This is a genomic window from Pseudarthrobacter sp. NPDC058329, assembly GCF_042879835.1.
Taxonomy (GTDB): domain Bacteria; phylum Actinomycetota; class Actinomycetes; order Actinomycetales; family Micrococcaceae; genus Arthrobacter.
Genome location: NZ_JBHVZR010000015.1, coordinates 83,974 through 96,826, shown reverse-complemented (window position 1 = coordinate 96,826; position 12,853 = coordinate 83,974). Strand labels below are relative to the sequence as shown.

At 64.9% G+C, this 12,853-nt stretch carries 11 protein-coding genes; all 11 read right to left on the bottom strand.

The window, feature by feature from the left end; all coding sequences use genetic code 11:
* Window positions 1-92: 92 nt before the first annotated feature.
* Window positions 93-839 carry a polyprenol monophosphomannose synthase gene (locus ACFVYC_RS17455; protein WP_387552602.1) on the bottom strand — a complete coding sequence of 249 codons (747 nt, stop codon included), beginning with the start codon at window positions 837-839 and terminating at the stop codon, window positions 93-95.
* Window positions 840-933: 94 nt separating this feature from the next.
* Window positions 934-2,592: an amidohydrolase gene (locus tag ACFVYC_RS17450; protein WP_387552600.1), complete on the bottom strand. Its 1,659-nt coding sequence runs from the start codon at window positions 2,590-2,592 to the stop codon at window positions 934-936.
* Window positions 2,593-2,643: 51 nt separating this feature from the next.
* Complete coding sequence (locus ACFVYC_RS17445) at window positions 2,644-5,583, bottom strand: DEAD/DEAH box helicase (protein ID WP_387552598.1); 2,940 nt, start codon at window positions 5,581-5,583, stop codon at window positions 2,644-2,646.
* A 20-nt stretch (window positions 5,584-5,603) separates the two neighbouring features.
* A complete protein-coding gene (gene tatC / locus ACFVYC_RS17440) occupies window positions 5,604-6,398 on the bottom strand; it encodes a twin-arginine translocase subunit TatC (protein WP_387552596.1) in 795 nt (264 codons plus the stop codon).
* A gap of 48 nt (window positions 6,399-6,446) precedes the next feature.
* Window positions 6,447-6,719, bottom strand: coding sequence for a Sec-independent protein translocase subunit TatA (gene tatA / locus ACFVYC_RS17435; RefSeq protein ID WP_387552594.1), 273 nt, complete (start codon window positions 6,717-6,719; stop codon window positions 6,447-6,449).
* Window positions 6,720-6,751: 32 nt separating this feature from the next.
* Window positions 6,752-7,099, bottom strand: a complete 348-nt coding sequence (locus ACFVYC_RS17430) for a hypothetical protein (protein ID WP_387552592.1) — start codon at window positions 7,097-7,099, stop codon at window positions 6,752-6,754.
* Between the two features lie 10 nt (window positions 7,100-7,109).
* Window positions 7,110-9,116 carry a helix-turn-helix transcriptional regulator gene (locus ACFVYC_RS17425; RefSeq protein WP_387552590.1) on the bottom strand — a complete coding sequence of 669 codons (2,007 nt, stop codon included), beginning with the start codon at window positions 9,114-9,116 and terminating at the stop codon, window positions 7,110-7,112.
* 105 nt (window positions 9,117-9,221) lie between these two features.
* Window positions 9,222-9,617 carry an FKBP-type peptidyl-prolyl cis-trans isomerase gene (locus tag ACFVYC_RS17420; RefSeq protein ID WP_104997974.1) on the bottom strand — a complete coding sequence of 132 codons (396 nt, stop codon included), beginning with the start codon at window positions 9,615-9,617 and terminating at the stop codon, window positions 9,222-9,224.
* A gap of 77 nt (window positions 9,618-9,694) precedes the next feature.
* Window positions 9,695-10,657 (bottom strand): FKBP-type peptidyl-prolyl cis-trans isomerase, encoded by a 963-nt coding sequence (locus ACFVYC_RS17415; RefSeq protein ID WP_387552588.1) that lies wholly within the window; start codon window positions 10,655-10,657, stop codon window positions 9,695-9,697.
* Between the two features lie 112 nt (window positions 10,658-10,769).
* Window positions 10,770-12,134 carry a Pup--protein ligase gene (pafA, locus tag ACFVYC_RS17410; protein ID WP_387552586.1) on the bottom strand — a complete coding sequence of 455 codons (1,365 nt, stop codon included), beginning with the start codon at window positions 12,132-12,134 and terminating at the stop codon, window positions 10,770-10,772.
* An 8-nt stretch (window positions 12,135-12,142) separates the two neighbouring features.
* Window positions 12,143-12,853 (bottom strand): proteasome subunit alpha, encoded by a 711-nt coding sequence (prcA, locus tag ACFVYC_RS17405; RefSeq protein WP_387552584.1) that lies wholly within the window; start codon window positions 12,851-12,853, stop codon window positions 12,143-12,145.

The window sequence follows — 12,853 nt, the reverse complement described above, 5'->3', positions numbered from 1 at the left end:
TGAAGGCAAAGAAGGGCCGTCCCGCACAGTGTGCGGGACGGCCCTTGCTTTTTGCCGCTTGATCAATTTCCCGGCGGCAGGTGCGGGAGCGCTTACGGCCGGGCCGTTGCCTTTCCGCGGCGCGTGAGCGTGTTCCAGCGGGCCAGGAGCCCCCACTTGGTGACGTTGATCATCGCTTCGACCACAATGTTGCCGCTCATCTTGGAGGCACCGAGTTCGCGCTCCACAAAGGTGATGGGCCGTTCCTCGATCCGCAGGCCCATGCGGGCCACCCGCCAGGCGAGGTCCACCTGGAAGCCGTAGCCCACCGAGTCCACCTGGTCCAGGTTGAGTTTTTCAAGGGTTGTCCTGCGGAACGCGCGGTAGCCGCCGGTAACGTCCTTGATCTTCAGGCCCAGCATGAGGCGGGCGTAGGTGCTTCCCACCCGCGAAATGGCCTGCCGGTACAGCGGCCAGTTAACGACGCTTCCGCCGGGGACCCAGCGGGATCCCATGGCAAGGTCGGCGCCCTGGTCGATGGCCTCGAGGAGCTGCGGAAGCTGTTCGGGCTGGTGCGAACCGTCCGCGTCCATCTCAACAAGAACGTCGTAGCCGGCATCAAGGCCCCACTTGAAGCCCGCAATGTAGGCGGCGCCCAGCCCTTCCTTGCCCTTGCGGTGCAGGACGTGAACCTGGGAGTCCTCGGCAGCGATTCCGTCGGCAAGCCGGCCAGTGCCGTCGGGGCTGTTGTCATCCACTACCAGTACGTCCGACGCCGGGACGGCTGCACGAAGCCGCTGCAGGGTTATAGGCAGCGATTCCAGCTCGTTGTAGGTAGGAATGATGGTAAGGACGCGCACAGAGAGCCTTCCTGGAGGGAACGGTCGGTGCACCCGCTGGCGAGCTAATCGCTGGCAGGCGCAGCTACCCATTATAGGGCGGACGCCGCAGGGGTCAGGAACGCAGGGCCGGGCTGCCGTACAGCTCCGAACCATCCCTCACAGTTTGCAGGCAAACCGGGTCCGAGCCCGTGTCCAGTGCGGGCAGCAAGGGTGTCCTGGCCCTGGGGTCGGTGCTCCACGACTGGACCCGGCCGTCGGCCACCTGCACCATCAGCTCCTCGACTTCCCACACCGCGAAGCTGGCCGGGGCTCCCGGGACAAGCTGCCCTGCCATGGGGTTGTGATACCGGGCTGCCCGCCACCCGGCCCGGGTGTGGCCCAGGAAAGCCGCGCGGGCCGAAATCCGTTCATCGCCGTTGTGGTGTTCCAGGCAAGCCCGGACGCTGGACCAGGGTCGCAGCGGCGTCACGGGACTGTCGCTGCCAAAGCAGACCGGAACTCCGGCAGAGTACAGGCTGGCAAAAGGATTCATCGCCCTGCTCCGCTCCCCCAGCCGTTTCTCGTACAGTCCTCCCGGACCACCCCAGGCAGCGTCGAACGCCGGCTGGGCACTGACTGTCACTGAGTACCGGGCGAGCGTTGCCACAGCGCTTGCATCCACCATCTCCACGTGCTCAAAACGGTGGCCCGCAGCGCGGACGCGCTGCTCCCCCACCTCGGCAGCCGCCAGCTCCAACGCCTTCAGTGCGGCATCCAGCCCGGCGTCCCCGATGATGTGGAAACCGCCCTGGATCCCCACCAGCGAACAGGCTGCAAGATGGGCTGCTGCCTCTTCGACACTCAGGTACAGGCTGCCGGACTCGTCCGGGGCGTCGCTGTAACCGGACCTCAAAGCCGCTGTCCGTGATCCGATGGACCCGTCGATGTTCAGGTCACCGGCCAGGCCCCGGACGCCGACACCCAGCTGGTCGAGGATGCTGCGGGCGTGTTCTTCCGATGACGCCAGTTCACCCCAGTACGGCAAGACCTCTGGAGCAGCAATGCCCTCGCCGTTGCTGTTCCAGCCTCCCGCCAGTCGAAGGTCCTCGGCACCCCCTATGTGCGGTGCGCCGATTTCTGCCACCGCCACGTAGCCGTTGCCGGCAGCTTCGGCCAGGGCGCGGCCCTGGTGGCGGCGGAGCACCTCTGCCGGGAGCCGGCGCGTCGCCTGCCGGGCTGCTGCGTGCGCGGCCCGCCGGACCCTTGCGTCGCCGTCGTAACCATCAAGCCCGCGGAGGCCGGCCGCGACTGCCAGGGACTCCGAGACCAAAGCTGAGTGGACGTCAACGCGGGACAAATAGACAGCGCGGCCGCCCGCAGCCCGCTCGAGTTCCTCGGCACTGGGCAGGGCAGCGTCCGCCCAGGCGGTGTCATCCCAGCCGTGGCCCAGGACCGGGCCGTCGCCCGGCGCGGCGGCCACGGCATCCAGGAGCTCTCGTGCCGAGGTCAGGTCCTGCAGGGCCAGGGAATCGAGGGCGATCCCTGTTTCCGTCAGGTGCATGTGGGAGTCTACGAAACCGGGGGCAACCAGGGCGCCGCGGAGGTCGATGATCTCCATGGAGCTGTCGGCGATGGAAGATGCTGCCTGTTCCGACCCCACCCACGCCACCGTGTCACCGTCCACCAGCATGGCGGTGGCAAAGGGGTCAGCGGCTGTGTAAACGGAGCCGTTGCGGTAAAGCACCGGGCTGGGCTTGGAGCGGGATCCGGACATGGCTTCGGGACGGGGCATAGGTAAGCAAAACTCCTGGAGATAGGACGGCCGGCAGCAGCAGGCGATTGGTCAGAGGACGGAAGAATAGGCCACGACGCCGCGGCGGATCAGCGCGATGGCGTCGGAACAAAGGCGTGCGAGGCGCGGGTCCAGGCCGGGAATTTTTGCCAGTTGGTCCAGCAGGTCAACCACCTGCTTCACCCAGCGGACAAAGTCCCCCGCTGCGAGGTCCGTTCCGCTCAGGACATCCTGCAGGTGCCGGCCGCGCGCCCACTTGTAGATTGGCCACACCAGACCCAGTTCCGGCTCGCCGGTCAGCGGAAGTTTGCTGTCCTCTTCGGTGTCCTCCAAGGCGGACCATTCCCGAACCACGATGTCCACCGAGGTCTCCAGTGACACACTGGGCATCCTCGGCCGCATGCCCCGGTCCTCGCGCTTGGCTTGGTACACGAGGACGCTGGCAAGGGCTGCGACTTCCACGGCATCGAGGTCGTCGAAGGCGCCAAGCCGGAGGGACTGGGAAATCAGCAGGTCCTTTTCGCCGTAGATCCGCCGCAGCTTCTGCCCGTCCGGACTGATGGCCAGCCTGCCGTCCGAGGATGGTTCCAGGTAGCCGTAGGAGGACAGGACATCGCAGACCCGGTCGAAGGTTTTGGCGATGGTGTTGGTGCGGCCCTGGATCTGCCGGACCAGCCCATCCGTTTCCCGCCGGAGCTTCCACCAGCGTTCGGACCAACGGGCGTGGTCCTCCCGTTCGCTGCACCCATGGCACGGGTGGGCGCGGAGTGCCCGTCGGAGGTCCGCGATGCGCTTCTCCTGGTTCGGCAGGGCCGTGGCAAGGCCGAAGTCGTTGTTGCGGTTGCTGCCAGGGGCAGGCGGGCGGTTCTCCCGCAGCGCGTTTCGTGCGGAAGATGCCAGGTCGCGCCGGGACTTCGGGACCTTGGCGTTGAAGGACTTGGGGATGCGGATACGCGTTACTGGTGCGATGGGACCTTCCAGGTCATCGGTGCCGAGGCGGCGCAACTGGTTGTCCAGCGTCAGGACGGCGGGGCGCGGTTCCCGGCTGCTGTGGTCCGAACTCAGGACAATGGCGGGCCCGGGGGCACGCCCGCCCGGGACCTGCACCACATCGCCCGGAAGCAGGCGCGCCAGCGAATCATCGCTGAGTGACTTCCGGGCGCGTGACTTGGTGCGCGAGGTGACATTTTCGGCGTCGGACAGTTCCCGCCGCAGCCGGGCGTACTCCGTAAAGTCCCCCAGGTGGCAGGTCATGGATTTCGCGTAGCCGGCGAGGGATTCCTCGCGACTGCGCACCTGCTTGGCGAGACCCACCACCGAGCGGTCCGCCTGGAACTGCGCAAAGGAGGATTCCAGGATCTCGCGGGCCCTTGCCCGCCCGAACTGCGCCAGGAGGTTGATGCTCATGTTGTAGGTGGGCCGGAAGCTTGAGTTCAGGGGGTAGGTGCGCCGTGAGGCCAGGCCGGCGACCGCCGTCGGGTCCGTACCGGGCTGCCAGAGCACCACGGCGTGGCCTTCGACGTCGATGCCCCGCCGTCCGGCGCGGCCGGTCAGTTGGGTGTACTCCCCCGCAGTGATGTCCACGTGCGCTTCACCGTTGTATTTGTCCAGCTTTTCGAGCACGACCGAGCGTGCCGGCATGTTGACGCCCAGGGCCAGTGTCTCGGTGGCGAACACAGCCTTGACCAGGCCGTCCGCGAAGAGCTTCTCCACCACCTCCTTGAAGGTGGGCAGCATGCCGGCATGATGCGCGGCGAAACCGCGAAGCAGGCCATCCCGCCAGGTCCAGAAGCCCAGGACGTCGAGATCGTCCGGCGGAATGTCGTGGCCGGCCTCGTCAACGCGCTCAGCGATGATCCGCTGCTCTCTTTCGGTGGTGAGCCACAGCCCCGACCCCACGCACTGCGCCACGGCAGCGTCACAGCCGGCCCGGGAGAAGATAAACGTGATAGCCGGGAGGAGATCCATGCGGTCAAGGCTTGCGATCACCTGAGGCCGGCTGGCCGGTCGGACTCCCCGTTCGTCGCCGCCCCGGCCGGGCCGGTCGTTACCGCGCCTGCCGCGCTGGCCGCGCGCGGCCGGGCTCTGCCGGGCCCGGAAGCTTTGCATGCTTTCGCTTCTGGCTACCGTCATGAGGTCAGGATTAACTTCGAATCCTCGTCCCGCGGGACTGTCTTTCCTGCCGTCCTTGGCCGGCGTTTCTGAGGCGGGAGCGTCCCCGGGCGGAGCGATCTCGTCGAAGGTGGTTTCGCCGGCAAAAAGGTCCATGATCTGCCTGCCCACCATGACGTGCTGCCACAGCGGCACAGGCCGGTGCTCGGACACGATGATGTCTGTATCGCCGCGGACCGTATCCAGCCACGCGCCGAACTCCTCGGCGTTGGAGACGGTGGCGCTGAGGGAGGCCACCTGCACTTCACTGGGGAGATGGATGATGACTTCCTCCCAGACCGCACCGCGGAAGCGGTCGGCAAGGTAGTGCACCTCGTCCATCACCACGTAACCCAGGTCGCCCAGGGTCGCGGAGTCGGCATAAAGCATGTTTCGCAGGACTTCAGTAGTCATCACCACCACGGGAGCATCACCGTTGATGCTGGTGTCACCGGTCAGCAGGCCTACGCTGTCGGCGCCGTACTTCTCGCTGAGCTCGGAGAATTTCTGGTTGCTCAGCGCCTTGATGGGTGTGGTGTAAAACGCCTTCAGGCCCCGCTCGAGCGCCAGGTAGATGGCGAACTCGCCCACAATGGTTTTGCCGGCCCCGGTGGGAGCTGCAACCAGGACACCCCTGCCTTCCTGCAAGGAACGGCAGGCCTGCCGCTGGAAGTCATCGAGTTCAAAGTCGAGGGTGCGGGAGAAGGCTCCGAGGTAGGTGGCGGCCTCTGCACGTTGTTCGGCGCTGATGCGGTACTTTTCAGCCGGGGAAAGCTCTTCAGGATCGCTCGGACCGGTCGGGAATGGCCTGGGGTGGAACGAACCGTCATGGGAAGACATAACCCAAGCCTAGTGGGCGCTCAGAGGTTCTTCAGCTCACTGCCCGGGGTGGCGATGTCCGCTGTAGCCTCGGTTTCTGCCGTGCGCTTTGCCTGGCGGCGTGCCCTGCGCTTGTCGTTCATCAGGCAGACCCCGATGGCCGCGAAAAACAACACCAGCAGCGGGCCGGCCAGCATGAACATGGAGATGGCATCAGCGCCGGGGGCCGCGATGGCTGCCAGGACAAACACCAGGAACACGGTAATGCGCCACGCTTTGAGGATAGTTTGACCGGAGATAACACCGGCCATGTTGATGCCCACCAGTACCACCGGGACCAGGAAAGCAATACCCAGCACCAGGACCATGCGTGTGACGAAGTCGATGTAATCGCGGGCGTCAATGATGTTGGAGAATCCAGACGGGGTGAACTGGGTCAGGGCCCGGACAACCTGGGGTACAACAAGCCAACCAGCCCAGATGCCTGAGAGAAAGAGCGGGACCGCCACGGCCATGTAGCCAAGCGTGTATCGCCGTTCCTTGCTGGTGAGCCCGGGCGTGATGAAGGCCCACAACTGGTAGATCCAGATCGGGCTGGAAATAACCAGCCCGATGATTAACGACATTTGGAGCTGGAAGTCGAACGCCGACCCGATGTTCGAAAAGTTAACCGACGATACGCCGCCGGTCTGCTGGGCTATCCGGTCGACCGGCTCCTTAAGCGCTGTCAGCAGGGGGTTGTAGAGTATCCAGCCGCCAATTGCCCCAACCAGGACGCCGATAGCCGACTTAATCAGCCGGTTCTTCAGCTCTTTGAGGTGGTCCCAAAGAGCCATCCGCCCCTCGGGGTTCGCTTTACGGGCCCGCGTCAGTGCCACTGGGGGTCAGGCGCGGTTCGACGGCGGAACGTCAGTGCCGTCTGTCGGCTCGCCGGGCGTCGCCTTGGGGTGGTTGACGATGGTACCTTCCACCGGCCCCGAGGGATCACTGGAGTCGGTCTTGCCGTCGTTCTTCATTTCCTTGACTTCGGATTTGATGATCCGCATTGACTGGCCGAGGCTGCGTGCCATGGCCGGAAGTTTGGGCGCGGCAAAAAGAAGCAACGCAACAACGATGATAATTACGATGGGCCAGGGGCCATCAAAGAGTCTTCCCACGGGAAATCCTTTCGTCTAAAAACATTTTACTTCTATGTGAAGTCCAGATCGCCGAGCGCCTGCGGCTGGCCCCGGTCCGTCTTGCGTTGCACTCGTTTAAGGCGGCGTTGTTCCCGTCGGGACGACTTGGATGCCTCGTAATCATGTCGCATGACAGTCGGGGAGGCAAAAACCGCGGAACCGGGAAGCGGACGCCCCGCTTCCGGGCGTGTCTGCGCCTGTTCAAGCGGGGAAATGTGTCCCATCTTCTTCCCTGCTGCCCCCAGATCCTTGAGGGTGGCCATGAACTGGCGGAACAGCCGGATGCCCAGAAAGACATAGAGGAGCAGTGACAGCGCAACGAGCGCCACCCATATCAGGATCCAGGACCACCAAGGCATGCTGAGAAGTCTAGCTGCCGTACCTGGCCAGCGACGCCGCCAGCCAGGTGCGGGCCGCGTCGGCGAGCTCCGCCGGCGCCAGGATCCGGGCAGAACCGCCGTGCTGGGCCACGAACATCGGGAGCCAGGCTGTGTTGCCGAACCGTATCTCCGCCACCAGTCCGCCGTCGTCGAGCTCTGCCGTCCGCTCTGCGTAGTAGTCGTCCGCCAGCCCCCTCCCCTGACGGGTGAGCTGGACAGTGACGATCGTATCGTCGTCCTTGGCTGTGAAGAGTTTCGCCGGAACTCCCTGTGCGGGCGTGGTCCCCGCCGGAACCTTCCGCCCGTTCGGGTGGATGTCCTGAACGCGGTCCAGGCGGAAGTTCCGCAGCCCTTCCACGGAATGGCAGTAGGCCTCGAAGTACCAGATGTTGTCCAGCGAATAGAGGCGCAGCGGGTCCACGTCCCGTTCCGAGATGCTGTCCCGCTGCGGGGCCAGATACGTCAGGCGCAGCTGGGACCCGGATGCGATGGCCTGCCGTACCGTGGCGTGAGTCGCGGCATCAGCAGGTGCCATTTCCGGGCCGGCAAGCGACGCGGCCCTGAGCCCCTCCTCGCCGGCGGCCGCCAGCAGCTTGAGCGTCACTGATTCCAGGGCGCCGCCCTCTGCCACCTCCGGAAGGCCGTTTAATGTCTCCAGCCCGGTCAGCAGGGCGCAGGCCTCTTCCACGGTGAAGCGTACGGGTTGGGTCAGGTCCAGGTCCTGGGTGATGTAGACGTGGTCGTCCTCCCACTGGATGTCCAGCAGGTCGTCGGGGTAGCCCTCCGGCAGGCCCGAACAGATAAGGATCTGCAGGTCCGCTTCCAGTTCCTTACGGCTGATGCCGAAGTGCCCAGCGACATCCTGGATGTGCAGGCCCTGGTTGTGCACCAGGAAAGGCACCAGCTGGAGCATCCGCTTGAGCTGGTCCTCGGAGGTGCGCGTCCGGACGGGGCGGGCGGGCGCGGCAGGGAACTGGAACTGGGGAACGGCTGCAGTGCTGAAATCTGCTGCGGCGCGAAGCCTGCGCCGGACGGCGTCCGCCAGCTCGTCGGGTAGCACCGCCAGGGCGTCGGGGCCATAGGACGCGAGCTCTTCGGCCAGGACCTCCGGGTCCCGGTACTGAAGGCTGATCCGCTCGTAGCCGGTCCCAGGCTCCTGGTTGGCGGTGCTGTCCACGGCCTCCTCTTGTGCGACGCCCTCATCAACGGCGCGGCGCCGCAGTGCCAGCAGGCGCCCCTCCCGGACGTCCACGACGGCGGTGCGCAGCGGCAGCTCCGGCAGCCGGTCCAGTTCCCGCCGGATGTTGAAGTCGCGCGGAGGCGTGAATTGCTCCCGCTCGAGCGTCGTGACCGCACTGGTGAAACGGGAGAGCCGGAAGTGGCGGGGTGCCTGCCGGGCCCGGTCATAGCCCGCGAGATACCAATGCCCGAAGCGGCTTCCCATGCCCCAGGGCTCAACAGTCCGTTGTTCCTCGGTTCCGGTGCTGCCAGCAAGGTAGGTGAACGTGACGGGGTGCTTCGCGTGCATCGCCGCAACGAGGTCGTCGAAGGCCTGGCCCGCCGGTTTGATCCTGGGCTGGACGCCGGCAGGAAGTTCGACGTCGGCCATCGCGCCTGACGCCTGCAGCTTGCGCAGTGCGCTCTGGGCGGCCGTGCCCAGCGCCGCGCGCTCCCAGAGTTGGGAGGCCAGGAGAAGTACTGTCCACTCCGCCGGTCCCAGCTGGACGTCCGGCAGGCGGTTGGATTCCTTGCCAATCCGGTAGCGGGTGGTAGCGGGATCATCTTCGCTCCAGCCCAGGTCCGTCAGCGTTTCGACGTCGAACCCGAAGTTGCGGAGATCGCTTTTGTCCCGTTCGAACATGCGGCCGAACGATGCCTCTTTGCCGGGTGTGTCGCGGTAGATCGTCTCGCGCAGTTCACTGCGGCGCAGGCCGTACCTCGTGTTGAGCAGGGCGATCAGCAGGTTCAGGAGGCGTTCAGTTCGGGATGCGGACACCCCGTTACGTTACTAAATTCCGTGCCGGAACGCAGGAAGCGCGGCAGCAACAGGATGTGATGGCCCTGTTGCTGCCGCGCTCCCGGCGGATTGCTGCGCCTGTGGTCAGCGAACGCCCACGAGGTCAACCACAAAAATCAGGGCTTCGTTGGGCGCAATTGCTCCACCGGCGCCACGGGATCCGTAGGCCAGCTCGGAGGGGATTTCGAGGCGGCGGCGGCCGCCTACCTTCATGCCCAGGAGCCCCTGGTCCCAGCCCTGAATGACCTGCCCAACTCCCACGCGGAAGTCCAGCGGCGCGCCGCGGCCCCAGGAGGCGTCGAATTCTTCACCGGTGGACCAGGCCACACCCACGTAATGGGTGGAGACTGTGTCTCCGGCCTTGGCCTCGCGGCCGTCGCCTTCGATGAGGTCCGTGATCACGAGTTCCGTGGGGACGTCGCCCTCGGGAAAGTCGATCTCGGGCTTCTGGCGGTCAAAATCCCGCTGTCCAAATGACATGGTTGCTCCTTGGTGTCTGGCAGATGATGTGCTGCTGTTGGATGCCGCGGCGTTGGCCGGGCCTGGTGCCATTGTTGCTACTTGGCTCCGAGGATGTCCACTACGAAGACGAGGTCGCCCTTGGCTTCGCCCTGGCCGGCGTCGCCGTAGGCCAGGTCCTTGGGGATGACCAGGAGTACGCGTGAGCCTACCGTTTTGCCGGCCAGGCCCTGGGTCCAGCCCTTGATGACGCCGGTCAGCGGGAAGCTGGCGGGCTCGCCGCGGTCGAAGCTTGAGTCGAACTTCGTGCCGCCCACCAGGGTGACGCCAACGTAGTTCACTGTGAGGGTGTCGGATTCCTTGACGGTTGCGCCGTTGCCCTTGATGAGGTCCTGGGATACCAGTGCCGTGGGGGCTGCAACACCTTCGACGTTGATTTCGGGGATGCCGTCTTTTTCGCTGACGGTGGGCAGGCCGGCCGGCGGCGTTACGGGTTCCCCTTCGGGCTTCTCCAGCGCAGGGGTCACGTCGGTTGTGGAAAGGACCTTGATGATCAGGAGCTGCGTGGGCTCGGTTGGTGCTGACGGGCTTGGGCTGGCACCGTCGGAGGGGCTGGGGGCGGGTGCACTCTGCTGGCCCGGCACGGCGAGGGCAATGCTGGAACCAATTTTGGCGCCGACGAAGGCGTTGTAGATGACCTCGCTGCCGGTCTTCAATTCCTCGTTAAGTTCCAGGGGCTCGGGCTCACTGGCGAACGTGTCCTCGAGCGTTGATCCGTCCGTGCCGTTCAGGGCAAGGATGGAGATGTTGGCAATCTGGTTTGGCTTCACCACGTCGCCGTCGCCCTCGGTGACCACCTTGATGGTGGGTTCAGCGACTTCGAGCGGCTTGGCGAATTCCACGCCGGGAGCTTTTTTGTCCCCGTTGTCTGTCAGTTTGAGGGAGTCGAACTTTGCAGTCTCACCAGCAGACTTGCTGGTGGGCTCCGGCTCTGCGCTTGAACCGCCGCAGGCGGTCAACAGCAGCAAAGCGGGAAGAAGGAGTGCTAGTAGTCGGCGCACGTAAGAGAACTTTCGTCGGGGCAAGGTGGAGGCGGTGATCCGCAACTCGGCGGGCGGCACCGCGGCAGGCCCTCGAAGGGGCCTTATCCAGAATAGCCCCTGAAGCTGGGTGTCAGCCCATAGAGTCCAGAAGGGCATCCACGCGATCGTCGACGCTGCGGAACGGATCCTTGCACAGAATGGTCTGGTGGGCGCGGTCGTTCAATTTCAGGTGCACCCAGTCCACGGTGTAGTCCCGGCCCAACTCCTGGGCCCGCCGGACAAAGTCACCGCGAAGTTTCGCGCGGGTGGTTTGCGGCGGCGCGTCCACGGCGTCCTTGACCACGGTGTCGTCCACAATGCGCCGTACGGCCCCGCGGGACTGGAGCAGGTAGTAAATTCCGCGGCTTCTGGAGATGTCATGGTAGGTCAGGTCGAGCTGTGCAATCCGCGGCGCGTCCAGGCCTAGCCCGTGGCGTTCCCGGTAGTTGTCCATCAGCTTCTTTTTGATGGCCCAGTCGATCTCGGTGTCGATGCCCCGGGAATCGCCGCTTTCGATCGCCTTCAATGTCCGTTCCCAGAGGTCGAGGATCACCGGGACGTGGGGGTTGTGGGCGCCCTGTTCTTTGACGAACGCCGTGACCTTAGTGAGGTACTCCTGCTGGATCTCCAGCGCGGTGAGCTGGCGGCCGTTGGCCAGCCGGACCAGCGCCCGTCCGCTGAGGTCGTGGGAGATTTCGCGGATGCTGCGGATGGGATTTTCCATCCGCATGTCGCGCATGATGACCCCGGCCTCGATCATCCTCAGGACCAGGTCCACCGTCCCCACCTTCATCAGTGCGGTGGCTTCGGACATGTTCGAGTCGCCAACGATGACATGGAGCCGGCGGTAGAACTCGGCATCCGCGTGCGGTTCATCCCTGGTGTTGATGATGGGCCGGGAGCGGGTGGTGGCCGAAGACACGCCTTCCCAGATATGGTCGGCCCGCTGGGAAAAGGCGAAGGTTGCCCCGTGCGGGGTCTTCAGGATCTTACCGGCGCCGGCGATGAGTTGCCGGGTGACCAGGAAGGGGATCAGGATCTCGGCCAACCGGGAAAACTCGCCGCGGCGGGGAATGAGGTAGTTCTCGTGGCTGCCGTAGGAGTTCCCGGCGGAGTCTGTGTTGTTCTTGAACAGGTAAACAGTGCCGTTGAAGCCTTCGGCTGCGAGGCGGGCCTGCGCTTCGTCCACGAGGTCGTCAAGGATCAGCTCCCCGGCCCGGTCGTGGGCAATCAGCTGCGCAAGGTCGTCACACTCGGCTGTGGCGTACTCCGGGTGCGACCCTACGTCGAGGTACAGTCTGGAGCCGTTTGTAAGGAAAACGTTGGATGACCGTCCCCAGCTGACCACTTTGCGGAACAGGTACCGGGCCACCTCCTCCGGGGCAAGAGGCCTGGAGTCGGGGCTGGAATAGGAGATCCCGAATTCCGTTTCGATACCAAAGATTCTCTTGTCCATCTGTCCTCCTAGGCGAGCAGTGCAGTGATGTCCGCGTCGTCAAGCCGCCGGAAGGCGCGGCGCGAGCCGCGGGAGCTCTCCGACGCCCTGTCCAGGACGGCAACTTCCACTGCCTTTGCGGGCAGTGCCTTCGGCTGTTCGCCGGTCTCGGCCGACGGAACCAATGCGGCCATGGCAAGGCGCAGGGCGTCGGCGAAGCTGAGTGAACTGCGCCAGCCCTCCTCAATGGCCGCGGACACCTTGTCTGCCTGTCCGCCCATCACAACAAATTGATGTTCGTCCGCAATGGAACCGTCAAAAGTCAGGCGGTAAAGATGGTCCTCGGCCTGGCTGGGGCCAACCTCAGCTACTGCGAGTTCAACTTCGAAAGGCTTCTGTTCTGCGGTGAACACAGCGCCGAGGCTCTGTGCATAGACGCTGGCGAGGCCGCGGGCCGTGACGTCCTCGCGGTCATAGGAGTAGCCCCTCACGTCCGCGTACCTGACACCGGCCTGCCGGAGGCTCTCGAATTCGTTGTATTTCCCGACGGCGGCAAAAGCGATCTTGTCGTAGATCTCGCCTATTTTGTGCAGGGATGGTGAGGGGTTCTCGGCCACCAGCGCAATGCCGTCCGCGCAGCTGATAACCGCAACGGACCTGCCGCGGGCAATCCCCTTCCGTGCGAAATCCGCACGGTCCTTCATCAGCTGTTCCGGCGATACGTAAAACTGCTGGGTCAT

Excerpts from the sequence above, each read along its gene's own strand:
- ACFVYC_RS17450 (WP_387552600.1), bottom strand. The coding sequence starts at position 2,592 with ATGCCCCGTCCCGAAGCCATGTCCGGATCCCGCTCCAAGCCCAGCCCG.
- ACFVYC_RS17445 (WP_387552598.1), bottom strand. The coding sequence starts at position 5,583 with ATGTCTTCCCATGACGGTTCGTTCCACCCCAGGCCATTCCCGACCGGT.
- tatC (WP_387552596.1), bottom strand. The coding sequence starts at position 6,398 with ATGGCTCTTTGGGACCACCTCAAAGAGCTGAAGAACCGGCTGATTAAG.
- ACFVYC_RS17430 (WP_387552592.1), bottom strand. The coding sequence starts at position 7,099 with ATGCCTTGGTGGTCCTGGATCCTGATATGGGTGGCGCTCGTTGCGCTG.
- ACFVYC_RS17420 (WP_104997974.1), bottom strand. The coding sequence starts at position 9,617 with ATGTCATTTGGACAGCGGGATTTTGACCGCCAGAAGCCCGAGATCGAC.
- pafA (WP_387552586.1), bottom strand. The coding sequence starts at position 12,134 with ATGGACAAGAGAATCTTTGGTATCGAAACGGAATTCGGGATCTCCTAT.
- prcA (WP_387552584.1), bottom strand. The coding sequence starts at position 12,853 with ATGACCCAGCAGTTTTACGTATCGCCGGAACAGCTGATGAAGGACCGT.